Source organism: Streptomyces sp. NPDC045678, from assembly GCF_056432085.1.
On the sequence record NZ_JBWKJS010000005.1, the window covers coordinates 373,359 to 398,305 of the forward strand.

At 72.8% G+C, this 24,947-nt stretch carries 19 protein-coding genes and 1 pseudogene; 8 read left to right on the plus strand and 12 right to left on the minus strand.

The features are described from left to right. The first annotated feature begins 50 nt into the window (after positions 1–50). Entirely contained in the window at positions 51–1,316 is a 1,266-nt protein-coding gene (locus tag AC07DO_RS19770; RefSeq protein ID WP_479061199.1) for a GlxA family transcriptional regulator, read from the plus strand. A gap of 1,681 nt (positions 1,317–2,997) precedes the next feature. Here AC07DO_RS19770 and AC07DO_RS19775 read toward each other — a convergent pair. The 3 genes from AC07DO_RS19775 to AC07DO_RS19785 all read right to left on the minus strand — a co-directional run bounded on the left by AC07DO_RS19775 (position 2,998) and on the right by AC07DO_RS19785 (position 6,494). Continuing rightward, positions 2,998–4,047: an alcohol dehydrogenase catalytic domain-containing protein gene (locus tag AC07DO_RS19775; RefSeq protein WP_479061201.1), complete on the minus strand. Its 1,050-nt coding sequence runs from the start codon at positions 4,045–4,047 to the stop codon at positions 2,998–3,000. 10 nt (positions 4,048–4,057) lie between these two features. Continuing rightward, complete coding sequence (locus AC07DO_RS19780; protein ID WP_479061613.1) at positions 4,058–5,473, minus strand: acyl-CoA dehydrogenase family protein; 1,416 nt, start codon at positions 5,471–5,473, stop codon at positions 4,058–4,060. Positions 5,474–5,582: 109 nt separating this feature from the next. Further along, positions 5,583–6,494: an SDR family NAD(P)-dependent oxidoreductase gene (locus AC07DO_RS19785; protein WP_479061203.1), complete on the minus strand. Its 912-nt coding sequence runs from the start codon at positions 6,492–6,494 to the stop codon at positions 5,583–5,585. Between the two features lie 191 nt (positions 6,495–6,685). Here AC07DO_RS19785 and AC07DO_RS19790 point away from each other — a divergent pair, with 191 nt between their 5' ends. Next, positions 6,686–7,606, plus strand: a complete 921-nt coding sequence (locus AC07DO_RS19790) for a cyclase family protein (RefSeq protein WP_479061614.1) — start codon at positions 6,686–6,688, stop codon at positions 7,604–7,606. A gap of 679 nt (positions 7,607–8,285) precedes the next feature. Here AC07DO_RS19790 and AC07DO_RS19795 read toward each other — a convergent pair. The 3 genes and pseudogenes from AC07DO_RS19795 to AC07DO_RS19805 all read right to left on the minus strand — a co-directional run. Next, positions 8,286–8,693 (minus strand): annotated as a pseudogene (locus AC07DO_RS19795) (ATP-binding protein); the annotation flags it as partial. A gap of 442 nt (positions 8,694–9,135) precedes the next feature. Continuing rightward, positions 9,136–9,975 carry an acyl-CoA dehydrogenase family protein gene (locus AC07DO_RS19800; RefSeq protein ID WP_479061205.1) on the minus strand — a complete coding sequence of 280 codons (840 nt, stop codon included), beginning with the start codon at positions 9,973–9,975 and terminating at the stop codon, positions 9,136–9,138. Positions 9,976–9,983: 8 nt separating this feature from the next. After that, positions 9,984–11,126, minus strand: coding sequence for an acyl-CoA dehydrogenase family protein (locus AC07DO_RS19805; RefSeq protein ID WP_479061207.1), 1,143 nt, complete (start codon positions 11,124–11,126; stop codon positions 9,984–9,986). Between the two features lie 169 nt (positions 11,127–11,295). Here AC07DO_RS19805 and AC07DO_RS19810 point away from each other — a divergent pair, with 169 nt between their 5' ends. Next, positions 11,296–12,876 (plus strand): class I adenylate-forming enzyme family protein, encoded by a 1,581-nt coding sequence (locus tag AC07DO_RS19810; protein ID WP_479061616.1) that lies wholly within the window; start codon positions 11,296–11,298, stop codon positions 12,874–12,876. Here AC07DO_RS19810 and AC07DO_RS19815 read toward each other — a convergent pair. Continuing rightward, positions 12,860–13,372 (minus strand): EF-hand domain-containing protein, encoded by a 513-nt coding sequence (locus AC07DO_RS19815; RefSeq protein ID WP_479061209.1) that lies wholly within the window; start codon positions 13,370–13,372, stop codon positions 12,860–12,862. The genes AC07DO_RS19810 and AC07DO_RS19815 overlap by 17 nt on opposite strands. A gap of 203 nt (positions 13,373–13,575) precedes the next feature. Here AC07DO_RS19815 and AC07DO_RS19820 point away from each other — a divergent pair, with 203 nt between their 5' ends. Next, entirely contained in the window at positions 13,576–14,010 is a 435-nt protein-coding gene (locus AC07DO_RS19820; RefSeq protein ID WP_479061211.1) for a hypothetical protein, read from the plus strand. Between the two features lie 10 nt (positions 14,011–14,020). Here AC07DO_RS19820 and AC07DO_RS19825 read toward each other — a convergent pair whose 3' ends face one another. Continuing rightward, positions 14,021–14,395 carry an STAS domain-containing protein gene (locus AC07DO_RS19825; RefSeq protein ID WP_479061213.1) on the minus strand — a complete coding sequence of 125 codons (375 nt, stop codon included), beginning with the start codon at positions 14,393–14,395 and terminating at the stop codon, positions 14,021–14,023. A 276-nt stretch (positions 14,396–14,671) separates the two neighbouring features. Here AC07DO_RS19825 and AC07DO_RS19830 point away from each other — a divergent pair, with 276 nt between their 5' ends. Both AC07DO_RS19830 and AC07DO_RS19835 read left to right on the plus strand, forming a co-directional pair. Further along, entirely contained in the window at positions 14,672–15,265 is a 594-nt protein-coding gene (locus AC07DO_RS19830; protein WP_479061215.1) for a sigma-70 family RNA polymerase sigma factor, read from the plus strand. Next, complete coding sequence (locus tag AC07DO_RS19835; RefSeq protein ID WP_479061217.1) at positions 15,262–16,611, plus strand: zf-HC2 domain-containing protein; 1,350 nt, start codon at positions 15,262–15,264, stop codon at positions 16,609–16,611. Before AC07DO_RS19830 ends, AC07DO_RS19835 begins: the two co-directional genes overlap by 4 nt. A 97-nt stretch (positions 16,612–16,708) precedes the next feature. Here the strand turns inward: AC07DO_RS19835 and purU are convergent, their stop codons facing one another. Both purU and AC07DO_RS19845 read right to left on the minus strand, forming a co-directional pair. Beyond that, positions 16,709–17,590: a formyltetrahydrofolate deformylase gene (purU, locus tag AC07DO_RS19840; protein ID WP_479061219.1), complete on the minus strand. Its 882-nt coding sequence runs from the start codon at positions 17,588–17,590 to the stop codon at positions 16,709–16,711. Between the two features lie 62 nt (positions 17,591–17,652). Next, positions 17,653–18,153 (minus strand): SCO4402 family protein, encoded by a 501-nt coding sequence (locus tag AC07DO_RS19845; protein ID WP_150184685.1) that lies wholly within the window; start codon positions 18,151–18,153, stop codon positions 17,653–17,655. A 118-nt stretch (positions 18,154–18,271) separates the two neighbouring features. Here AC07DO_RS19845 and AC07DO_RS19850 point away from each other — a divergent pair, with 118 nt between their 5' ends. After that, positions 18,272–19,546, plus strand: coding sequence for an ABC transporter substrate-binding protein (locus AC07DO_RS19850; RefSeq protein ID WP_479061220.1), 1,275 nt, complete (start codon positions 18,272–18,274; stop codon positions 19,544–19,546). Between the two features lie 78 nt (positions 19,547–19,624). Here AC07DO_RS19850 and AC07DO_RS19855 read toward each other — a convergent pair whose 3' ends face one another. Both AC07DO_RS19855 and AC07DO_RS19860 read right to left on the minus strand, forming a co-directional pair. Then, positions 19,625–22,297 carry a hypothetical protein gene (locus AC07DO_RS19855; protein ID WP_479061222.1) on the minus strand — a complete coding sequence of 891 codons (2,673 nt, stop codon included), beginning with the start codon at positions 22,295–22,297 and terminating at the stop codon, positions 19,625–19,627. A 159-nt stretch (positions 22,298–22,456) separates the two neighbouring features. Continuing rightward, positions 22,457–23,845 (minus strand): transcriptional regulator, encoded by a 1,389-nt coding sequence (locus AC07DO_RS19860; RefSeq protein ID WP_479061223.1) that lies wholly within the window; start codon positions 23,843–23,845, stop codon positions 22,457–22,459. 374 nt (positions 23,846–24,219) lie between these two features. Here AC07DO_RS19860 and AC07DO_RS19865 point away from each other — a divergent pair, with 374 nt between their 5' ends. Then, entirely contained in the window at positions 24,220–24,879 is a 660-nt protein-coding gene (locus AC07DO_RS19865; RefSeq protein WP_479061225.1) for a bifunctional DNA primase/polymerase, read from the plus strand. The last annotated feature ends 68 nt before the right edge of the window (positions 24,880–24,947 follow it).

The following is a 24,947-nucleotide window of genomic DNA, read 5'->3' on the forward strand; positions in this document are numbered from 1 at the left end:
GCCGCGCCGGAACGAGTGGCCCGAGGGACAGCATTCGCTAGGATCGGGCCATGGCCGACACGGACGCCGCAACCACCTCACCCACATCCACCACCCCCGTCACCCCCGCTACCTCCGGCACCCCAGCCACCCCCGTCACCTCCGGCACCCCCGTCGCCTCCGGCACCCCCCGAAGTGAACCCATCCACCGCCACCGCGTCGTCGTCCTCGCGCTGGACGGCGTGATCCCCTTCGAACTGGGCATCCCGCAACGGATCTTCAAGGGGGCGCGCACTCCGGAGGGACGACGGTTGTACGAGGTGGTGACCTGCTCGGTCCGTCCGCCGGGCCCCGTCCGCACGGACGCCGACTTCGCGATCGTCGTGGAGCACGGCCCCGAGGCTCTGGCCACCGCCGACACGGTCGTGATCCCGGCGTCGTACGAGCTGGGCCCGGTGCACGAGGAGGGCCGACTCACCGACGAACTGGCCGCCGCCCTCGACCGCGTCAGGCCGGGGACGCGGCTGATGGCCATCTGCACGGGCGGGTACGTCCTGGCCGCCGCCGGCCTCCTGGACGGCCGCCCCGCCACCACGCACTGGTCGTCCGCCGACCACTTCCAGCGGCTCTTCCCCCGGGTCGAGGTCGACGCGGACGTGCTGTTCATCGACGACGGCGACATCCTCACGTCGGCGGGCGTGGCCGCGGGCATCGACCTGTGCCTCCATGTCGTACGCCGCGACCACGGCACCGCCGTCGCCAACGAGGTGGCCCGCCGTACCGTCGTGCCGCCGCACCGGGACGGCGGCCAGGCCCAGTACATCCACCGCCCGCTGCCCGAACCGCAGTTGGCGACCACGCGCGCGGCACGCGCCTGGGCGCTCGGGCAGCTCGACCGGCCGCTGCAACTGCGCGACATGGCCGCGCAGGAGTCGATGTCGGTCCGCACGTTCACCCGGCGGTTCCGCGAGGAGGTCGGCGTCAGCCCCGGCCAGTGGCTGACGCAGCAGCGCGTGGAGCGGGCGCGGCACCTCCTCGAATCGACGGACCTCTCCGTCGACCAGGTCGCGGCGGACGCGGGCTTCGGGACGGCGCAGTCGATGCGGCAGCACCTTCAGGCCGCGCTAGGAGTCACACCGACCGCCTACCGCCGAACGTTCCGCAACGTCCCCACGCCCTGCCCCCCCCCCCCCGCGTCTCCCGCCCCGGCCGGCTTCACCTCCCCCGCCACCCCCACCAGGGTGAGGACGAGCCCCAGCCCCACGCCCGCCAGGATCGCCGTGGACGGCGACACGACGCTCAACAGGCCACCGGCGAGGGACCCGCTGGCCGCGTAACCGGCGCCGACGGCCGCGTACATCACCGAGTAGCCCGCGGCGAGCGCGCTGGGCGGCAGCGCGTCGCGCAGCGACAGGTTCCGGGTCAGCATCACGCCGGCCTGCAGCACACCGGCAGCCGCGAGCGCGGCGAACAGCCAGGCGACACCGGGCAGTACGGCGACGAGGGCAAGGCACCCCGAGACCCCGAACATCAACACCATGCTCTGGGTACGCAGTCGTCCCGGCCAGCGCCGCAGCCCGTACACGAACGAGCCGACCGCCGAGCCGATCGCGAGCGCCACGAGCAGCGGGCCCGCCCAGCCGACGTCGATGCCGCGCTGCTCCAGGAGCGCGGGCAGCACCAGTTCGGCGAGCGCCAGCATCGACAGGCTCGCCGCGCCCGTCACGAACAGCGGCCAGGCCCGCGCGAGGATCCGCGCCATGGACTCGCCGCTGCGGTCGTCGGCGTCCGCCTGCCAGCCGACCGGCAGCATCCAGAGGCCCGCCACGGAGCAAGCCATCAGCAGGCCCGCCAGGAGCAGGGGCAACGCCGGGGAGACCCCTAGGGCGAGCCCCGTGACGGCGGCGGGCGCGACCGCCCAGATGGCGAAGGTCAGCATCGACTCCACGGCCAGCGCCTGGGCGACGGCCGCCTCCGGCACGATGCTCGTCAACAGGGTGCGGAGGGCGCCCGGGGCGGCGGCGGGGGCGGCACCGGCGACGAAGGCGCAGGCTCCCAGGGCGACGGGGTGGGCGCCGTGCAGGGCCCCGAGCCCCGCGAAGGCGAGCCCGCCGATCCCCAGCCCCACGGCCAGCTCCGTCCGCGCCCGCTCCGCCCGGATCCGCATCCCCAGGAGAGGCGCGCCGATGATCTCCCCCACGACGTACGCGGCGGCCAGCGCGGCACCGAGCACATACCCACCGGGTCGCTCCCGGACGAGGAACACCAACGCGAGGGGTGCGGCCGCGACGGGCATCCTTGCGCCCACCGCCACGAGCCCCCACCGCGCCACGCCCCACGACCTGACCGCCGAATACCCCACCCCCCGAAGCTACCGGCCCCCCACCCCGACTTCCCCCGATTTTCCGGCCCCGCACCACCCTGCGCGGGCAGAACCCCCACCCCCGCCGCTCCGCGGCGGATCACTCCCACCCGCCCGCCCGTTCACCCCGCACCGCCCCGCCCGGGTAGGAGCACCAACCCCGCCGCTTCGCGGCGGATGTTCCCCGCCCACCCACCCGTTTACCCCGCGACGTCCAGCGGGAGTAGGGGCGGGTGGGTGGGCGGGTGGGGGCACGCAGTAGCCACTGGGGGGGGTGGGGGGCCTCCGCAGTAGCCACTGGGGTGGGGGGCTTCGCAGTAGCCATTGGAGTGGGGGCTGCGCAGTAGCCGCTGGGGGTGGGGAGCCTCCAGCACCCACCGGGCGAGGAGAGTCGCCCCACCGGACGAGGAGAGTCACGCCCCCACCGAGCGAGGCAAGTCCCTCCACCGGGTGCTCCGCCCCCACCGGGGCCGCAGCCGCTCGCGCGCCCGAGGGGACGTGGGGGTATGTGCGCACGGAGCACCGAGCCCACCGAGGCGGCCGGAAACATTCCACGCGGCGCAGGGATGGCGAGTACGCACATACCCCCGCGGCCCCGCCCCCACCCACGGGCAACAGGCGCCCCCCACCCCAGGCGACCCGCCAGAATCGGCGCCTCAGAACGTCAGGACCCCCCGCGCCACCCTCCCCGCCCCCGCATCCGCCACCGCCACCTCGAAGTCCTCCACGGGGTACGTCCTCGTCACCAGCTCATCCAGAAGCAGGCGCCCACCCCGGTACAGCTCCGCGTACAGCGCGAAGTCACGCTGCGGCTGCGAACTCCCGTACCTGCACCCAAGAATGGACTTGTCCAGGAACATCGACGCGACTACGAACGACGCCTCGTCCTTCGCCCCCGGCATCCCCAGCAGCACGGCCTGACCGTGCCGGTCCAGAAGGTCCACCGCTTCCCGTACCAACTCGACCCGCCCCACGCACTCGAAGGCGTGGTCCACTCCGTGGGGCAGCACCCCCCGCACCCCCTCCGTCGACCCGAAGAAGTGCGTCGCACCGAAGCGCCGCGCCACCGCCTCCTTCGCCGGATTCGCGTCGACCGCGACGATCACCCCCGCCCCCGCGATCCGCGCCCCCTGCAACACATTGAGCCCGATCCCGCCCGTACCGATCACCACCACCGAGTCGCCCCGGTCGACCTTCGCCCGGTTCAGCGCCGCGCCCACCCCGGTCACCACGGCGCAGCCGATCAGCGCCGCGGACGTCAGCGGAATGTCGTCAGGGATCCGCACCGCCTGCACGCCCTTCACGATCGTGCGTTCCGCGAAGGAGGAGTTCGCCGCGAACTGGTACACCGGCTTGCCGCCCCGCGTGAACGGCTGGTCCGGCGTCCCGATGGCCTTACGGCACATGGTGGGCCGCCCCCGATGGCACTCACCGCACGCCCCGCAGTTGGCGATCGTGGACAGCGCCACGTGGTCCCCCGGCGCCACGTGCACCACCCCCGCCCCCACCGCCTCGACGACGCCCGCTCCCTCGTGCCCGAGCACCACCGGCGGCGGAAACGGAATGGTCCCGTCGATCACCGACAGGTCGCTGTGGCACAGTCCGGCCGCCGCCACCGCGACCAGCACCTCACCGGGCCCCGGATCACGTATCTCCAGGTCGTCGACGAACTCGACCCGCGCCCCGTCGAAGACAACGCCCCTCATCCCGCACCCCTCACCGAGGCCCCCTGGCCTCTCTCGGCAGACCGAGCACCCGCTCGGCGATGATGTTCCGCTGCACTTCGTCCGAGCCGCCGTAGACAGTGTCGGCACGGCTGAACAGGAACAGCCGTTGCAGAGCGTCGAGTTCGTAGGGCGCGTCCGCACGCCAGTCCTCCGGCCCCACCGCCGCGGACGCCCCCCGCACCGCCATCGCCAGCTCCCCGAGCCGCTGATGCCACCGCCCCCAAAGCAACTTGGCCACACTGGGAGCACCACCCCCGGCCCCACCCCCGGTCCCACCCCCAGCCCCAGCCCCCGCCCCAGCCCCCGCCCTCACCCCAGAACCACCGGCCCCACCCACCACCCCCGCACTCCCCAACGTCCGCAACGCGTTCCACCGCATCACCCGCAGCTCCGCCCACTGCCGCACCAGCCGGTCCCGCACCACCGGGTCATCGACCGCCCCGCCGGCCACGGCTTCCCGTACGACCGCCGCCAGCTCCTCCGCGAAGCCGATCTGCTGCACCAGCGTGGACACGCCCCGCTCGAAGCCGAGGAGACCCATGGCGACCCGCCACCCGTTGCCGACACCGCCCACCACATGGGCCGCACGCGCGCGTGCACCGTCGAAGAAGACCTCGTTGAACTCACTGGTCCCGGTCAGCTGCCGGATGGGCCGGACCTCGATCCGCCCCGGCTGGTCCATGGGCACGAGCAGGAACGACAGCCCTTCGTGAGGCCGCGCACCGCTCCCGTTCCCGTCTCCCCCTGTCCGCGCCAGCACGAAGCACCAGTCCGCCTCATGCGCCAGCGACGTCCAGATCTTCTGCCCGGTCACCCGGAAGTCGCCCGCCCCGTCCCGCTCCGCCCGCGTCCGCACCCCCGCGAGATCGGACCCCGCCCCGGGCTCGCTGTACCCCTGGCACCACAGCGTCTCGCCCCGCGCGATCGGCGGCAGGAACTCGTCCCGCTGCTCCTGGCTCCCGTACGCGAGGAGCGTCGGCGCGAGCAGGTTCTCGCCGATGTGCCCGTACCGCCCGGGCGCCCGCACGCGCGCGTACTCCTCGGCCCAGACCACCTGCTGGGTCAGCGTGGCCCGCCGATTCCCGTACGCACCCACGCCCACGCCGACGCCCGCACCCGCACCCGCTCCCACACCCCCGCCCGCACCCGCCTCCGCACCGGAGCCCGCACCCACACCCGCATCCACACCGGAGCCCGCACCCACACCCACGTCCCACCCGAGCCCGATCCACCCCCCACGCCCCAACTCCCGCTCCCAGGCCCGCCGCTGAGCACCCCCCTCGTGCTCGCTCCCGGGCCCGCCCCGCCCCACCGCGGCGGCGAACTCCCCGGTGAGGTGCTCCGCGAGCCAGGCCCGCGCCTCCGCCCGAAAGGCCTCGTCCTCGGCCCCGAACCCGAACTCCATCAGCCCACCACCACCCTCCCGCCAGTCACCCAGCCCGCCAGCCACCCAGTCACCCCGTCCCCACCCAGCCGCCCACCCAGCTGCCCAAGCCGTCCACCCAGCACCCGCCCTACGCGTTCGGCCGATCCTTCCCCGCCGCCGCCTTGGCCATCGCCTCCAACTGCGCCAGCAACGGCATCGGATCGGTGCCGACCGTCCCCGGCAGGAAGTCCGCGATCTTCTCGGGGGTCCAGGCCCCGTCGGCGTACCCCGCACGCAGCTCGCGCGGCTGCGCCCAGACCGCGATCTTGGGCCCCGCGATCGTGTAGACCTGGCCGGTGATCCCCTCCTTGTGCGCACGGTCGCTCAGCAGGTACGTGACGAGCGCGGCCACGTCCTCGGGCTCGCCGATCTCCTTGAGCTCCATCGGTACGTTCGCCGACATGCGCGTACGGGCGACGGGCGCCACCGCGTTCGCGGTCACCCCGTACTTGTGCAGCCCCAGCGCCGCGCTCCGCACCAGCGAGATGATCCCGCCCTTCGCCGCGCTGTAGTTGGCCTGCGCGACCGAGCCCTGGTGATTGCCGCTGGTGAAGCCGATCAGCGTGCCGGAGCCCTGCTTCCGCATCACCGCGGACGCCGCGCGGAACACCGTGAACGTGCCCTTGAGGTGCGTGGCGACCACCGGGTCCCACTCGTCCTCGGACATGTTGAACAGCATCCGCTCGCGCAGGATCCCGGCGACGCACACCACTCCGTCCACCCGCCCGTACTCCGCGAGTGCGACGTCGACGATGCGCCGGCCCCCCGCCATGGTCGAGATGTCGTCCGCGACGGCGACGGCCTCGCCGCCCGCGGCCCGGATCTCCTTGACCACGGCGTCCGCTATCTCGCTGGCCGGCTCGCCGCCCTCCATGGAGACGCCGTAGTCGTTGACGACGACCTTCGCCCCCTCGGCCGCCGCGGCGAGGGCGACGGCCCTGCCGATGCCGCGCCCGGCGCCGGTCACGGCGACCACCTTGCCTGCCAAGAAGTTCCCCACGTCCGGCCCCTTCCCGCGGTTTCTGACGGACCGTTAGATTCTATGACCCGTCAGATACCCGAAGACAAGCCCCGCGGAGGACCCAGACCATGCCAGCCCCCAACGCGACACCCCCGGAACCCCCGACGCCCCCGACGCCCCCGAGACAGCAGGCACCCCCTACACAGCAGACACAGCAGACACAGCCGAGCCTGCCCCCCGAGTTCCACGACATCGCCAAGCGCGTGAACAACTGGGGCCGTTGGGGCTCCAACGACGAGACCGGGACCCTCAACCTCATCACCGACGACGTCGTACGCGCCGCGTCCGCCGAGGTCCGCACCGGCCGCCGCATCCCGCTCGCGCTGCCGCTCAGGGAGGACGGCGTGCAGACCGGACTGATCCCCGGGCGCGTGAACCCGCTGCACACCATGGTGCAGATCAACCAGGAGCTCTTCGGACCCGGCACGGTCGCCACCAGCGACGACGCCGTGACGATGGGGCTGCAGACGGCGACCCACTGGGACGCCCTCACCCACGCCTCGCACTCGGGCAAGATCTACAACGGCCGCCCCGCGGACAGCATCACGGCTCACGCGGGCGCGCGCTTCAGCGGCATCGACAAGGCCCGGCACGTCGTCTCGCGCGGTGTCCTGCTGGACGTGGCGCGCGCCAAGGGGGTCGACCGGCTGCCGGGGGGCCACGCGGTCGCCCCTGAAGACCTCGACGAGGCCGCGGAGTTCGGGCGTGTCACGGTCCGCGCGGGAGACATCGTGCTCGTGCGCACGGGGCAGATACAGGTCTACCTCGCGGGCGACAAGCCCGCGTACGGCTATCCGTCCCCCGGCCTCTCGGTGCGTACGCCCGAGTGGTTCCACGCGCGGGACGTCGCGGCGGTCGCGAACGACACCCTGACCTTCGAAATCTTCCCGCCGGAGATCGAGAACCTGTGGCTGCCCGTGCACGCGCTCCATCTCGTCGAGATGGGGATGATCCAGGGCCAGAACTGGAATCTGGAAAACTTGTCCACAGCCTGTGCAGAAGTTTCCCGCTACACGTTCCTGCTGTGCGCGATGCCGGAGCCGTTCGTCGGCGGGACGGGCACCCCGGTGGCACCGGTCGCCGTCCTCTGACCCTCGCGCCACCGCTACCTCAACCGCGGACCGCGGACCGCCAACCGCCGATCACCGACCACCAACCGCCGGTCACCGACCCCGAACCGCAACGGCCAACCACCACCGCGAACCGCGGAAGGCGGCGCGTCGAATGTCGCCCCCAGTACGCCACCGCGCACGCCGCCGACCGGCTTTGAAAGGGCGACTCACATTGCGCCAAGGACCTGCGGCACGGCGACTGCGGGCCCTCGACGTCCCCTCACGGCGAATCGCTGGACACAAGCGTGATCAATCGGACACGGTACGTCAACACCGGGTCGGAGATTAGTGAACTAAGCTCCTTTTGCCCCACCAGCGCACGGGAGCGCGCACAGCAGCACGGGACGGCGCACACGGGCTCTCAGGACTCGCACCGGGAACGCCGCCGGCGTCACACCGCTTCGTAAGCGATGTCCACGTCCCCGAAGGCCACCCGGTTGCGGAGCGCCCTCTCGTACGCGGCCCCGTCACAGGCGGTCACGCCGTGCGGCGCCGTCACGTCGCAGGCCATCGGCCCGTACGCCAGGTGGTCGTGGGCCGGGCCGCGCACGGGGGTCGGCACCAGGCTGTCCACCGGGCCGCGCGCCGTCGGGGCGCAGGCCTCGTCGCACGTCTGGCCGTCGTGGGTCGTGCCCTCGAACTCCACCGCCGCGACGCCGGGCTCGCACCGGTCGACCTCGCACCAGATGCTCTTGCCGGCACCCTCGGGCTGCCAGCCCCAGCGGTCGGCGAGGCCGTCGACCAGCTCCAGGCCGCGGCCGTTGGTGTCGTCACCGTCCGCGTGCCGCTGGGCGGGCGGACGGGCACTCCTGTCGACCACCTCGACCCTGACCGTCCCGGGGGCGTCGGCGAGGACGCGCGGGAGCAGCATGCGCAGCACGGCCGGACAGCCGGTGTGCACAACCGCGTTGGTGACGAGTTCCGAGATCAGCAGGATCAGCGTCTCGGCGACCGGCTCGTCGGCCTCTATCCCCGAGCCCGCGAGCCTGGACCGCGCCCATCGTCTGGCCCGCCCCACCTCCGCGGGGTCGGCCCCGACCTCCAGCTGAACTTGAAGCACCTGCACCGCTCACACCATCCGAACCGGCGGACACATCGCCTCGCGACTCCACAGGGTCACCGAACGTGATCCCCTTGGGAGACAGCATGATTGACGTTCAGTCACCCCAACAAGCGCTTCGGGCATATTCCAGCGCGAAGGAGTACGCGTACGGCATACTGTGCGACGCGCGCCGCGGGGGGTCGAACAGGCGGCGGCCGGGCCCCGCCCTGCGCTGCGAGCGGTGCGCATCGCCGGATCCGGCGCCACCGCATGGGCAACTCCGGCATGGTTCGGCCTCAGGACCACTCGCATCTCACACAAGGTACCCGAGCCGGACACCGACTCCGTGCCGTGACGAGTCACGCGTAGGACACAACCCGATATCGACGCTGAGTAGTCCCCGCCCGGGCAGGGCCGGAGGCACGAAACAACGGACAAAGTGGGTGATATCGGGCAGACCAATTTTTCAGAGCGCCTCGGCGAGCTCCTCCTCGGCGGCCCGCGCCGACCGTCCGAGCTCGGCCCGCACCCAGGCCCGCTTGAGGTGCAGGTGCACGTCGGACTCCCAGGTGAATCCCATGCCGCCGTGCACCTGAAGGCAGTCCCGCGCATTGCGCACGGCCGCGTCGTCGGCCAGCAGCTTGGCGGCGGACGCGTCCAGGCGGTCCCCGGTGACGGCCGCCGCGTACACCGCGACGCGGGCGAGCTCGGCGCGTACGAGCATCTGCGCGCAGAGGTGCTTCACCGCCTGGAACGCGCCGATCGGCTGTCCGAACTGCTCCCGTCGCCGTGCGTATTGGACGGCCGTCTCGCAAGTGCGTGCGGCGCTGCCGAGCTGTTCCGCCGCGTAGAGGAGCGCGCCTCGGTCGAGGCTGCCGGCGTCGGGGACGCGGTGCAGCGGCGTCAGCGGGTCGACGGACCGCAGGGGGAGGGCGCCGGTCGTGTCGCCCTGGACCACGTCCGCCTCGTCGAGCCACGGCACCAGCGTGCCGTCGACCGCGGTCACCACGGCCTCCCCCGTCGCGGCGCCCGGCACGACCCCCGCCGCCAGGAACGTCGCCACGGCGGGTCCCGGCAGCAGGACCCGTCCCGCCTCCTCGAAGACCAACACGGCCTCCGGCAGCCCCAGTCCGACCCCGCCGTCCGCCTCGGGCAGCGCGAGGGAGAAGAAGCCCGCGTCCCCCAGTTCGCGCCAGAGCGCCCGGTCGATCCGGTCCGTGGCCTCCCGCAGCGCGAACCGGCCCTCCAGGAGCTGCCGCACGCCGTCCTTCAACGCGCGCTGGTCGTCGTCGAGTTGGAAATCCATACGGACCCTCACCGCCCCTTCGGGAGGCCGAGGATGCGCTCGGCCACGATGTTCTGCTGAATTTGCGAGGTCCCCGCGGCGATCGTGTACGAGAGCGAGGAGAGGCGGTCGAGGGTCCACTCGTGGGCGAGGTCGAGCGCGCCCGCGCCCAGCACCTCGGCGGCGGCGTCGTACAGCTCCTGCCGCGCGTGGGAGTAGCGCAGCTTGAAGACCGAGCCGCCGACTCCGGGGACACCGCCGGTGCGCTGCGCCTCGCTCACGTTCCACTGCGTGAGCCGCCACAGCGCCGAGAACTCGGCGCTCAGCCGTCCGAGCCTGCGCCGCAGCGCCGGGTCGCCCCAGCGGCCGTTCCCGCGGGCCTCGCGGGCCAGCTCGCCGAGGACGCGACGGCAGGCCACCACCTCACCCACGAAGGCGGTGCCCCGCTCGTACGACAGGGTCACCATCGTCACGCGCCAGCCGTCGTTCTCCTCGCCGACCCGGTTCGCCACCGGGACGCGCACCTCGTCGAGGAACACCTCGGCGAACTCCGTGGACCCCGCGAGCGTGCGCAACGGCCGCACGGTGATGCCGGGGGCGTCCATCGGCATCGCGAGCCAGGTGATGCCCCGGTGCTTCGGCACGGCCTCGCTGACCGGTGTCGTACGCACCAGGAGCTCGCACCAGTCGGCGACCTCCGCGTGGGAGGTCCAGATCTTGGAGCCGCTCACCACGTAGTGGTCGCCGTCCCGCCACGCGCGCGTGCGCAGCGACGCGAGGTCGGATCCGGCGTCGGGCTCGCTGAAACCCTGGCACCACACCTCGTCGCCGCGCAGGACGGGCGGCAGCCACCGGTCGCGCTGTTCCGGCGTGCCTTCGGATGCGATGGTCGGGCCCGCGTGGAGCAGGCCCACGAAATTGGCCCCTACGTAGGGGGCGCCCGCCTTTTCCGTCTCCTCCAGGAAGATGAGGCGCTGCGTCGGGGAGGCGTCCCAGTGCACCTCTCCGTAGCCCGCGTCGTACAGGAGGCGCTGCCACGCGGTGTCGTAGGCGCGCCGTCCCGGCCAGTCCTGGGGCGAGGGTCTGGCGGGGAGCTTGGGCAGTACGAGCGCGAGCCAGTCGCGCAGCCCGGCCCGGAAGGTTTCCTCCTCGTCGGTGTACGTGAGGTCCATGCGGTGCGTCCCTCCGGCCTAGGTCGTCACATCTGATGGCCCGTCAGGCGGCAGGCTAGCCCCGCACCCCTGGACCGACAAGGCGCCGGGGCTTACGCTCTCGGGCACGATCTGACGAAGCGTCAGGTAGGGGTGTGTGGGCCCGGGAGGGGATCGCATGAGGACCTCGGTGAACGAGACCGCGTACGCGCTGGGCGAGTCCCGCACCCTCTGGGAACTCCTCGCGCGCCGCGCCGACCTCACCCCCGACCGGGTCGTCCTCGTGCAGGCCGCCGCCGAACCGTCCGGCGACCGCACGCTCACCTTCGGTCAGCTGCGGGACCGTGCCGAGCGCGTCGCCGCCGGGCTGTACGAGAGGGGCGTGCGGCCCGGCACGGTCGTCGCCTGGCAGCTGCCCACCCGCATCGAGACCGCCCTGCTCTCCTTCGCGCTCGCCCGCATAGGCGCCGTCCAGTCGCCCCTGATCCCCTTCCTGCGGGACCGCGAAGTCGGCTACGCCCTGCGGGAGTCAAAGGCGGAGTTCTTCGCCGTACCGGGCGTCTGGCGCGGTTTCGACCACACGGAGATGGCCCGCAGGCTCGCCACGGAGGACGAGAACGGGACCGAGGTCTTCGAGGCGTACGCGTCGCTGCCCGAGGCCGACCCCGCCGTGCTGCCCCCGCCGCCCTCCGACGGCACGGTGGTGCGCTGGATCTACTGGACCTCGGGCACCACGTCCGACCCCAAGGGTGTCCTGCACACCGACCGTTCACTGATCGCGGGCGGCTCCTGCCTGGCCCACGCCCTGCGTTTGAAGGAGTCGGACGTCGGGTCGATGGCGTTCCCCTACGCCCACATCGCGGGCCCCGACTACACCGTGATGCTGCTGCTCTACGGCTTCCCCGCCGTCATGTTCGAACACTTCGCGCTGCCCGCGTCGCTCGACGGCTACCGGCGGCACGGCGTGACCGTGGCGGGCGGCTCGACGGCGTTCTACTCGATGTTCCTCACCGAGCAGCGCCAACTGCCCGAAGGGCAGCGCGTCATTCCGACGCTGCGCCTCCTCGCGGGCGGCGGGGCGCCCAAGCCGCCGGAGGTCTACCACGCGGTGGTGCGCGAGATGGGCTGTCAGCTCACGCACGGGTACGGCATGACGGAGGTGCCGATGATCACGATGGGCGCCCCCGACGACACCGCGGAGAACCTCGCGACGACAGAAGGACTGCCCCCTGAGGGCATGGAGATCCGCATCACGGACGCGCAGGGCGACGAGCTGCCGCCCGACACGGACGGCGAGGTGCGGCTGCGCGGGGAGGCCGTCTGCCGGGGCTATCTGGACCCGGCGCAGAGCGCGGACGCCTTCGACGCCGACGGGTTCCTGATCACCGGGGACCTCGGCCACCTCAGGAAGACCGGCCATCTCGTCCTCACCGGGCGGGCGAAGGACATCATCATCCGCAAGGGGGAGAACATCTCCGCCAAGGAGATCGAGGACCTGCTCCACCAGCATCCGGCCGTCGGGGAGGCCGCCGTGGTCGGCCTGCCCGACCCCGAGCGCGGGGAACGCGTCTGCGCGGTCGTCGAACAGCGCGCGGGCACCGGCACGTTGACACTGGAGGCCGTCACCTCGTACCTGCGCGGGGAAGGCCTCTCCACCTACAAGCTGCCGGAACAGCTGGAGCTGGTCGAGGCGCTTCCCCGCAACGACACACTGCGCAAGGTCCTCAAGTACAAGCTGCGGGAGCGCTTCTCCGCTACTCGGGAACGGTGAAGTACTGCGCGAAGGCCGTCACGACCTCCTGCTCCGAGACGCGGCCGTCGCCGTCCGCGTCCAGGGCGGTGGCCACCGCGGTCGCGACGTCCTCGGGCACGCCGAGCGCCTTCAGCGCGCGCCCGGCCTCGGCCGGGGCCACCGTGCCGTCCGCGCCGGCGCCCGCGACGCCGATCGCGGCGTGCAGGAACGGCCGCGCGATCTCCGCGAACCGCTCGGGGTTGTCGCGCAGCCGCTTCACCGCGCCGCCCACGAACTCGTCGCGGGTGATCCGCTGGTCGCCGTCACGGTCCGCGATCCCCGCCATGCCCTGCCAGAACGCCTCGGCCCCGATGTAGAGGGCCTGCCCCCTCTCGGACCGCGCCGTGGCGTCGAACTCCGCGCACAGGGCGGCTGCCGCCGTGCTGAAGTCCTCACGGGAGATGTAGCCGTTGCCGTCCTGGTCGAAGGTGGCGAACCGGGCCGCGATCCTACGCTCGTACTCGGCACTGTCCATGATCTTCGGGCCGCCTCACTTCCGCGGTTGGGTACGTGTTCAGGGGGTGTTTCCCCAGCTGCGAGCGTACGTGCTGACGGCGCCCGTGAGGCGGGAAAGCGGCGCTTGTGTCAAGACCGCCGGAATTCCGGGACAAGGGTGTTCCACGGGTCTGATGTGCTGCACTGTGCTGCGTGGAAGCGGTGGCGGCAAGTGTCATAGCGGTGCTCGGAACCCTCCTGGGTGCGGGGCTGACCCACTCCTTTCAGAGGAGGGCGATCGAGCGGACGGAGCGGTTCACGCGCGGGGAGAAACTACGACAGGAACGCATAGATGCGTACTGCGCGTATGCCGGGGCATTGGTCAACTACCGGCGGATCCTGGTCGACCGCTGGTTCAGCAGGGCGGAGAACCGGCAGGAGGAGATCGAGGAGTTGCGCTTCCGTTCGTACGAGATGAGATCCGACGCGCAGGAGGCGCTGTTCCGCGTGCAGTTGCTCACCAACGACGAGGAACTGGTGCGGCTCGCCTGGGAAACCCTCGACCACGTGGCCGACGTGCGCCGGGCGGACGACCGGGACGCGCTGGCCGAGCGGCGCCGGGTCTCGCGCGAGGCCATCAACTCCTTCGTGGCCACGGCCAAGCGGCACGTGGGCTAGAGCTCGTGTCCTACGCGGAGAGCGGCGTGGCGGTGTCGTCCAGGGCTGCCGGTACGTCCGGGAAGACCTCGAAGAGGCGGCGTACGCCGAGCGCCGCGAGGACGCGGTTCACGTGCGAGCCGTCCTCGGCGCCCTTGGCGGGCAGTATCAGCCGCAGCCTGCCCTGGAACGAGCGGATGAGGCGGCGCGTGGCGATCAGCACGCCGACGCCGCTGGAGTCGCAGAACAGCACTTCGGAGAGGTCGAGGACGATGCGGCGGCGGCCGTCGGCGACAGCGTCGTGCACGCGCTGACGCAGTACGGGCGAGGTCAGCAGGTCCATCTCGCCCGAGACGCACAGCACGGCCCATCCCTCCTGCTCGCCCACGGTCACCTTGAGCGTCACGCGCCACGCCTCTCGCTCGCCGTTGCCTGCTCCGCGCCTGCGGAGTGATCCGGAAGCAGTCCCTACGTTTCGTTCTGCTTCAGCTGCCCCACCTGTCCCCCATGAAACACCAGCCTGCCCCCGTCAATATCATCCGGCCTCCGGCAGAGTGCGCGCTTTGCCGCAAACGGGAGTGCGCTGTCAGCGGCGCCGACTACATTCGAGAGAGGGCAGAACCCGAAGTACCGTTCGAGTAGGCAGCAGAAGCAGGACGAGGCAAGCGCACGAGGGGGCCGCATGCCGAAGGACGCGCCGCGGCGCTGGGACCGCCGCATGCAGCAGCGGCTGGCGCACGGGGAGGCCGCCGCGCTCGGGGAGCTGTACGACAGGTTCGCCTCGCTCGTGCACGGCCTGGCCCACCGCGTCCTCGGCGACGAGAGCGCCGCCGACCGCATCACCCGCGAGGTCTTCGGCCACGTCTGGGAGAACCCCGACGCGTACGACCCACGGCAGGGCCCGCTCCGCTCCTGGATCGCCACGCTCACCCACCAGCGCGCCGTGCACCGGCTCCGCCAGACCGAGTCCGCCGCGCTCGCCCGCGGTGGCGAGGGCACCACGGAGGACCTGGAGCGCAAGGTCCGCCGCGCCTCGGCGGCCGCCCGCGCGGACTACATCGTCACGGCGATGCCCACCCCGCTGCGCGCCGCCCTGGAGCTGGCCTACTTCCAACGCCGCGACTACCGCCAGACGGCCGCGGACCTCGGCGTCACCGAGGACGAGGCCCGCCGCAGGCTCCGCCTCGGCCTGCAGCTCCTCTCCACGGCCAACGACGTCGCCCCGCCCGCCGCCCGCACCCACGACACGTCGTCCGGCCCCGGAGCCACGCTGTGACCGGCACCGACCGCCCCGAGCCGCACGAAGATCCCGACCGCCGGAACCGCGCGGATCACGCGAACACCTCAGACCACGCCGACCACGCCGACCACGTGGACAACGCGGACGGCACCGCGCCGCGCATACCGATGCCGCGCTCCTCCGTCGAGGACACCGGAAAAGCCCTGCCCGACCCGCCGCCGGCACCCGAGCCGCTCGTCCTGGAGCACCGCGTCCTGAAATCCCTGCTCGGCGCCTGGGCGCTCGCCGCCTGCTCCGCGGAGGAGGCCACCGCCGTCGAGGAACACCTGGGCGACTGCGGCCCGTGCGCGGAGGAGGCGCTCCGGCTGCGCGACGCCGTGGGCCTGCTCCACCCCGAGGAGAGCCTCGACCTCGACCCCGGCCTGCGCACCCGCGTCCTGGAGAGCTGCCTCGGCCGCCGCCCGCCGCGCATCCCGGTGCCGGAGTGGGCCGTTCCGTACGACGCGGAGACCGCACGCCTCGACGCCCTTCTCCAGGACATCGGCGACGCGGAGTGGCACGCGCCGGTGCGGCTGCGCTGGTTCGACGACGACGGCCCGGTCAGCAGGAGGACGACCGTCGCCGGGGTCATCTCACACCTCCTGGCGGTCGACGGCATGGTCGGACTCGCCCTCGGCCTCGACGACCCGCTCGGCCCGGAGGTCAGAGTCCCGCGGGCCCCCTCCCACCGCACGGAGGCGTACTGGCGGGCCTCGCACTTCCCGCCCACCCGCGCGGTGCGCACCCCGTGGCGCGAGCAGACGCACGAACTGATCCGCACCGTGTCCTTCGCGGGCGGGGGCTCCGGCCGCCTCCCGGTGCCGTACGGAACGGTGCCCGTCCCCGGCGGCACAGGACCCGAGCAGCAGCAGGCCATCGAGCTGCCGCTGCGGGACTCGATGGTGGACCGCGCCTTCGAGTGCTGGATCCACGCGGGCGACATCGCCGACGCGGTCGACTATCCGTACGCGCCGCCCGCGCCCCGGCACCTCCACCGCATGATCGACCTCGCCGCCCGGCTGCTCCCCGGCACGCTCGCCGAGCGCCGCCGCTCCGGGCTCGCCACCCCGCCCCGCCACCTGGTCGCGGCGGGCGCGCCGGGCCGCAGCCTGCGCCTGGAGATCGAGGGGCTCGGCGGCGGCGAGTGGCTCATCCCGCTCGACTCCCCCGCGGCGACCGGCTCGCGGGAGCACGAGGTGGCGCACGTGGCGCTGGACGGCGTCGAGTTCTGCCGTCTCGCCGCGGGCCACGTGTCGCCGGAGGAGGCGGCCGCGGGCCAGGACGGCGACCGCGAGGCGATCCGAGACGTGCTGTTCGCGGCGGCGTCCCTGAGCCGGATGTAGACCGCCCGTCGCCCACCCGGCCGCCGGAGGGCTCAGGCACTCAGGCACTCAGGCACTCAGGCACTCAGGCAGACTCTCAGCCGCAGAGGGCTCGGGCTCAGGCGAAGACGACCGTGCGGCGGCCGTTCAGGAGGATCCTGCGCTCCGCGTGCCACTTCACGGCCCGCGCCAGCGCCTGGCACTCCACGTCACGGCCGATCGCGACCAGCTGGTCCGGGGTGACGCCGTGGCCGACCCGCTCGACCTCCTGCTCGATGATCGGGCCCTCGTCGAGGTCGGCGGTCACATAGTGCGCGGTCGCACCGATCAGCTTCACTCCCCGGGCGTGCGCCTGGTGGTACGGCTTCGCGCCCTTGAAGCTCGGCAGGAACGAGTGGTGGATGTTGATGATCCGCCCGCTGAGCTCCTTGCACAGGTCGTCCGAGAGGACCTGCATGTAGCGGGCGAGGACGACGAGCTCCACGTCCAGCGAGCGCACGAGTTCGAGCAGCTGCGCCTCGGCCTCGGGCTTGTTCTCCTTCGTCACCGGGATGTGGTGGAAGGGGATGTCGTACGAGGCGACGAGCTCGGCGAAGTCCCGGTGGTTGGAGACGACGGCGGCGATCTCCACGGGCAGCGCGCCGATCCGGGAGCGGAACAGCAGGTCGTTGAGACAGTGCCCGAACTTCGACACCAGCAGCACCACGCGCATCTTGTCCTCGGCGCGGTTGATCTGCCAGTCCATGTGGAAGGAGTCGCCGACCGCGGCGAAGCTCGCCCGCAGCTTCTCGACGGACACCGGGGCCTCGGCCGAGAAGTGGACGCGCATGAAGAACAGTCCGGTGTCGTGGTCGCCGAACTGCTGGCTGTCCTCGATGTTGCAGCCGGTCATGAAGAGGTAGCTCGACACGGCGTGCACGATGCCCTGCTTGTCGGGGCACGAGAGGGTGAGGACGTACTGCTCAGCGGGGGCGGCGGGCGCGGTGGACTGCTCGTTCATGCGGCCAAGGTTCCCACAGCGGGCACCGCCGACGGCAATCGTCCCGTCAGGCGGACGTGCCGTCAGGCGGACCGTGTCATGATCCGCAGCACCTCGAGCGTCTGCGGCGGTACGTCCGGGTCCTCGCCGTCACCGGCGGCGAGACGCACGTGCGCGTCGCGGGCCGCGCGGACCGCCTCGGGCCACCCCGGGTGGTCCAGATAGACGGAGACCAGCGCGTCGGGCCCCACCTCGTGCATGATCCGCAGCACCCTCAGCACGGCCGTGTCGACGAGCGCCGCCTCCTGCGGGTCACGGAAGATCGTCCCGACGTATTTCTCCGCGGACCAGTTGTCCAGCCACGTGTCCTCGACCAGCCGGTACACGGCATCGGTCACGTCCCCGTACTCCTCGCGCCCCGCGAGCCAGCACTCCCGCTGGAAGTCGGGGTCGGAGAGCATGTGCAGCGCCGAGCGCACGTTGCTGCGCCAGCGCCACCACGGCATGTCGTTGGTCGGCATGCCGCCCATGGTGCTGGAGCGACGGCCGCGACGGGAAGACTTCTCCGAATCTTGCACGGTCATGGATCGTACGTTCCCACTCCCCGCACGCGAACCGGACCCCGCCCGTTCACTTTCATGTCACTGTCCGTTGAGGGCGAGTCACTCCCCGGTTGGCCACGCAACGGAATCGTGCAGGGACATGACCGGCTGGCGACGCACCTTCCTCCCCCGCCCCTCCCGAACCGCAGCGCTCTCGGCGGCCGCCGTGGCGGCGTGTGCGTCGCTGATATCCGGTTGCGGGGTCATCCCTGGAACCACGGGGGGTTCCGGGGACGACCCCATCACCGTCATGACCTGGGCCCCCGAGAAGACCAAGGCCACCAACAAGCCCGGCGTCCCCGCCATGGCACAGGCCTACGCCCGCTGGGTCAACGCCCACGGCGGCCTCGGCGGCCGCGAGCTCAAGGTCCTCACCTGCAACGACCACAACGATTCCGTCGGCGCCGCCGAGTGCGCGCGGCAGGCGGTCGACAACGACGTGGTCGCGGTCGTCGGCGCGTACAGCCAGCACGGCCGCTCCTTCCTCGGCCCGCTCGAAGTCGCGGGCATCCCCTACATCGGCGGCTACGGCGTCACCGACGACGAGTTCAGCAGCCCGCTCTCGTACCCCGTCAACGGCGGCGAACCGGCCCTCCTCGCCGGCAACGGCCGACAGCTCGCCGCGCGCTGCGACCGGGTCTCCCTCGTCCGGCCCGACACCCTCGCCGGGGACGAGCTGCCCAAGCTGCTCAACCAGGGCCTCGCCGACGGCCACCACAAGCCCGTCTCCGACATCCGCGCCCCCGAGGACGGCACCGACCTCACGCCGCAGGCCGAGCGGGCGCTGAAGGACGCGGGAGCGGACAACGGCTGTGTGACGGCGGCGCTCGGGGCGCGCACGGACACGTTCTACGACTCGTTCCGGCGCACCAAGGACGACTATCCGCCGGTCCGCATCTCGTCCGTGCTCGGCAGCGTCGACCAGTCCCTGGTCGACCGCACCGGCGGCGCGAGCGGGCCCTACGAAGGGGCGTACGTCACCGGCTGGTACCCGGCGGCGGGCGACGCGCGGTGGGACCGGATGCGGGACGTCATCCGCGAGCAGGCGTTCGGCGACAACCGGGTGGACCCCTCGGACGCGGGCGTCCAGACCACGTGGATCGCGTACACCGTCCTGAAGCAGGCCGTCGAGTCGCTCGACGGCGGCGAGGTGTCGGCCCGCACGCTGCGCCGCGCCCTCGACGGCGGCCTGCGGGTCGAGACGGGCGGCCTGACGCCGCCGCTGAGCTGGCGCTTCGAGGACCTCCTCGCGGCCAGCGAGTTCCCGCGCCTGATCAACTCGGGCGTCACGTTCCAGACGGTGCGCGACGGGAGGCTCGTCCCGGCGCGCGAGGGCTTCGTGAATGTGGAGAAGACACTGGAGCAGACGGCCTGACCCGCGCGCCCGGGCTCCAAGCCCTTAGCCCTTAGCCCTAGCCCCTAGCCCTAATCCCTAGCCCCTGACCTCCAGCCTCTAGAGCTGAGTCTTGTTGCGCTCGGTGAGGCTGTACTTCCGGGCGATCGCGTTCCAGTGGTTCGCGGCCTGCTCCTTGGCGGTGGTCGCCGCGCCGCTCTCGCGGTTGCCGGCCGCGGTCTGCGGGGTGTTGCGGGCGTGGCCCTTCTTGCATCCCTTCTTGCCCGCGACCTGGTCCGCCCAGGCGGCGTAGTGGTTGTCGGCCGCCGCGGAGGCCTTCCAGGCCTTGTTGAGGGAGGCCGTCAGCTGGTCGTTGGCGGGCAGCTTGTCGACCTTCAGGCCCGCGAGCCGGGTGACGAGGCCGTTGCGCTGCTTCGCGGCGGCGCGGAGGTCCTGCGCCGACTGGTCCAGGTTCTGGCACTTGCCGACGTTGCGTACGGCGGCGATGACCGAGTCACGGCTGTTGTTGCTGTCGGCGAGCAGCTTGTCCAGGGCGACGGCCTGGTCCTCGGCGGGGTCGGCGCTCGGCGAGGGCCGCTCGTCGGGCTCGCCGGAGGCGGAGACGGGCTTGCCGTCGTCCTTCGCGTCGTCCTCGCCGCCGCCCGCGCTGAGGAGCGCGCCCGCGCCGATGCCGAGCACGGCGATGCCGACGCCGACCGCGGCGATCAGTGGCACCTTCGACCCGGTGCGGTTGCGCCGGCCCCCGCCTCCATGGCCGCCGCCCGCGGGCTCGGGGGCGGGTACGGGTGCCGGGCCCTGGGCCTGGACGCGGGGCATCTGCTGGGTCGAGGCGGGGCCTTCCGCCTCCGGCTCGGTACGGAAGAGACTGTCGAACTCGGCGGGCGGCTGGCGGTCGCCGGGGGCGCCGGGGCGGATGCCGTAGGGCGCGGCGGCCGGCTCGGGCGGCGTGGGCCCCGCGGGTCCCGCAGGTCCTGCGGGTCCTGCGGGTCCTGCGGGTCCTGCGGGGATGGGTGCGATGAGCTGGGTGGGGTCACTGTCGGACCCGGCAACCGGCCCGTTGGCCCGCCCCAGGAACTGCGTGGCATCGGCGGCGGGGGCCTCGGGCGGCAGGGCGCCGGGTCCTACGGGGGGTATGTACTGCGTCACGCCTTCGTCGGCGGCGCCCGTTGCCCCGCCCACCGGAGGTATGTACTGCGTGGCATCACTGTCGGAACCGGCGCCGGGCGCGGCAACGGGCGGCAACGGCACGCTCTGACCGGCCGACGCGGCGGGCGGCAACGGCTGCGGTTGCCCGGCGGGCGGCAGGGGGGCGGCGTGGGCGCCGTGTGCCTGCCTCCCGGCCGCGGGAGGGGCCTGCCGACCGTCCTCACCCGACTGCGGTGCGGCATGTGCGCCGTGTCTGGGCTGCGAGGAAGGAGGCTGCGGCTGCTCCGGACGCGGGGCGGCATGGGCGCCGTGCGCCTGCTGCGCCCCGTGCGCGCCCTGCCCTCGCGGATCGGCGTGGGACGCAACTCCGGCCCCGCTCGGCTGCCCACCCTGCCCGTAGGGACCCTGCGGGGCCCCGGGTCCCGCCTGGGGGTACCCGTACCCGCCCTGACCGGCGCCGGCCTGCGAGCCCCCGTACCCGGCCTGACCGGCACCGGGCTGCGAGCCCCCGTACCCGGCCTGACCGGCACCGGGCTGCGAGCCCCCGTACCCGGCCTGCTCCCCACCGGGACCGGCCTGCGGGGCGCCGGGGCCCGACTGCGGGTAGCCGTAACCAGGCTCGGGGGTGTTGGGTCCGGGCTGGGGGGCACCGGGGCCCGACTGCGGATAGCCGTAACCGGGCTGCGGGGCGCCATGGCCGGGCTGCTGGCCGTCGGCACCGGGATGCTGGGCGTGAGCGCCCGGCTGCGGGACGCCGTGTCCGGGCTGCGCGGCTCCGGGCCGGCCGCTGGGGCCGGAAGGCGAGGCACCGTGACCCGACTGCTGGCCACCGGGGCCGGACTGCGGGGCGCCGGGCCCCGACTGCGGGTAGCCGTAACCAGGCTGCGGAGCACCGGCACCGGGATGCTGGGCGTCAGTGCCCGGCTGCGGAACGCCGTGTCCGGGCTGCGCGGCCCCGGCCCGGCCGCTGGGGCCGGAAGGCGAGGCACCGTGACCCGACTGCTGGCCACCGGGGCCGGACTGCGGGTAGCCGTAGCCGGGCTGCGGGGCGCCATGACCAGGCTGCGGACCGCCCGGCCCCGACTGCGGATAGCCGTAACCAGGCTGCGGGACGCCATGACCGGACTGCGGACCGCCCGGCCCCGACTGCGGGAAGCCGTGCCCCGGCTGCGGTATGCCCTGGCCCGGCTGCGGTATGCCCTGGCCCGTGGGCTGGGTGCCGTACCCCGGCTGCTGGGCGCCGGGGCCGGACTGCGGGTAGCCGTAGCCGGGCTGAGGGGCGCCGTATCCCGGCTGCTGGGCGCCGTGCGAGGCATCTTGCCCGGTGCCGTACGGAGCGGCCTGCTGGGTGCCGTACGGCGCGTTCGGCTGGGCGTAGTCGGATTCCGGGGGGAGGGGCTGGGCGGGGGGTGTCGACCACTCCTGGCCCTGGCCCGGGGTGGGCGGGTCCGACGGGGCGGGGCCCCACGGCTCGCCCCACGGCGTGCCGCCCGCCGGGGTGGTGTGCCGGCCCGCGGTGCCGGGGAACAGCGGCTCGCTGCCGTCCGCGGGCAGCACGACGCCCTCGTGGGCGGGCCGCTGCTGCGGATCGGAAGAAGCAGCGCCCTGACCGCTCTGCTGCGTCACCGGGACTCCTACACCTGGGGGGACCTACGGAACCGTCGGGTCACGCTACCGGGTCGCCACATCCCTCTGCCACGCAGCTCAGAACGCCGCCCTCCGCGCGGTGGCGCCAGTAACAAAACCTCCCTGTCAGACGCTGTTTTGGGGCATGCCGGGCGGAACTCACGCCGCCTGGATGTCCAGGCGCGCCCCGAACTCCCGTACCACCGGCTCCTCCCGGTAGGGGTGGAGCCGGTCCTGGAAGTCCTCCAGGTACTCCGCGCCGCGGTTCGACCGCAGCGTGCCGAGGAGTTCGACCGCCCGCAGGCCCGTGTGGCAGGCCTGTTCCACCTCGCGCCGCTGCACCTGTGCCGTGGCCAGCAGGACAAGCCCGATCGCCCGGCGGCGCGCCCGCGTCTCCGGGTGCCCGTCCAGGGACTCCTGGGCGCTGCGCGCCGCCGCGTCGGCCTGGCCCAAGTCCCGGTGACAATGCGCCATTTCATCGGCCAGATATGCGTGGTCGAAGTGCCGGATCCAGACCGGGTCGTCGCCCGAGTCGGCCGTGCCGGACGCCCGGTCCATCGCCTCGACTGCCCGCCCCGCCACGACCTGCGTGGCCCGCACGTCCCCGAGCAGCGCGTGCCCGCGCGCCTCGGCGGCGTAGAACATCGCCTCCGCGCGGGGCGTGACCCGCCCGCGTGTACCCTCCTGCGCGGCCCGCGCCAACTGCGCGATCTCGCGCGGGTTCCCGAGCTGCGCGGCGAGGTGACTCATCGACGCCGCCAGTACGTACCCTCCGTACCCCCTGTCGCCCGCCGCCTGGGCCAGCCGGAGCGCCTGGATGTAGTAGCGCTGAGCGAGGCCCGGCTGCCCCGTGTCGACGGCCATGTAGCCGGCGAGTTCCGTCAACCGGGCGACCGCGGCGAAGAGTTCGCGCCCGACCGCCTCCCGGTAGGAGCCCGCGAGCAGCCCGGAGACCACGGAGTTGAGGTAGTGCACGACGACCGGCCGCACATGACCGCTGCCGAACTGGTGGTCCAGCTGGGTCAGCGCCTCCGTCATCGCCTTGACCGCCGCCACGTCCGCCATGCCGACGCGCGGCCCCGCGGACCTGCCGACCTGCGAGTCCGGCGACGAGATCAGCCAGTCGCGGCTGGGCTCGACGAGCGCGGAGGCGGCCACGGACGACCCGGAGAGGAAGTCGCGGCGGCCGACGTCGCTGCGCCACAGCTCGCAGACCTGCTCGATGGCGCCGAGGACGGTCGGAGAGAACTGCAGGCCGACACCGGAGGCGAGGTTCTTGCCGTTCGCCATGCCGATCTCGTCGATGGTGACGGTACGGCCCAGCTTGCGGCCGAGCGCCTCCGCGATGATGCCGGGCGCCCGCCCGCGCGGCTGCTGCCCGCGCAGCCAGCGGGCCACGGACGTCTTGTCGTAGCGCAGGTCGAGGCCGTGCTCCGCACCACACATGTTGACCCTGCGGGCCAGACCGGCGTTGGAACAGCCGGCTTCCTGAATGAGCGCCTGCAGCCGTTCATTGGGCTGTCGCGCGACGAGTGGCCTGGCGGCCATGGCGTACCCCCTGTGTGCACCGTGGACCATCGGAACGGGCGGCCGCCGTGGACCGCCTCAGGGTGATCAATGCCCTTGGGACAAGGCGAAGATGCGCCACAAAAGAAGCAAAAGAACGCATAAAGAACTACAAGTGCCAAAATGTACGGTCCTGCGGGTCCGTGCTCTGCTCGAACTCCGTACGGCACCGCCGGTCCCCGGGCTTCCTCCGAGGCGTCCTCCGATTGCCCGAGACGTGGCTACCCGCACCCGGGAGCCAATCCCCACGCGCGCCCCCACCCATGCACCCATGCGCCCCGCTCGCAGGATCGATGCTCCTCCCCCGCCCTCGCGTGCGCCCGTAACCCGAGGTGGCACCGGGAGTTGAGAACTGCGTGGAAGAGACCATCGGAGTCACGTCAGCCGCGCAGATCCCGAAGCAGCGCGGAGAAGCCTTGCTCGACACGGCCGTGCGGTACGCGGAGGAGCGCCACTGGGACGTGTTCCCCGGGACCTGGCTCGAGTCCGTCGAGGGCGTCGAGCGGTGCTCGTGCGGGGAGGCCGCGTGCGACGCGCCGGGCGCACACCCCGCCCGCGAGGACTGGGCGACCCAGGCCACCGGCAGCGCGACGGTGGCCCGGCGGCTCTGGCAGAAGCAGCCCAAGGCGTCGATCCTGCTGCCCACCGGGCGCACGTTCGACGCGATCGACGTGCCCGAGACCGCCGGCTTCCTCGCGCTCGCCCGCATGGAGCGGATGGAGCTCACCCTCGGCCCCGTGACCTGCACGCCCGACCGTCGCATGCAGTTCTTCGTGCTGCCCGGCGCCACGGCGAAGGTCCCCGACCTGGTGCGCAAGCTGGGCTGGCCCCCGGCCGCCATCGACCTGGTCGCGCTCGGCGAGGGGACGTACGTCGCCGGGCCCCCGACCCGCTTCGGCGCCATCGGCGCCGTCCAGTGGGCCTGCCGCCCCACCGCCGCCAACCGCTGGCTGCCGGACGCCGAGGAGATCATCTCGCCGCTGGCCTACGCGTGCGGCAGGGAAGCGCGCCGCTGACGGCAGAACCCGACATGCCGGCCACCCCGGGGGCCGCAGCCGACGTATCGTGCGGACACCACGGACAC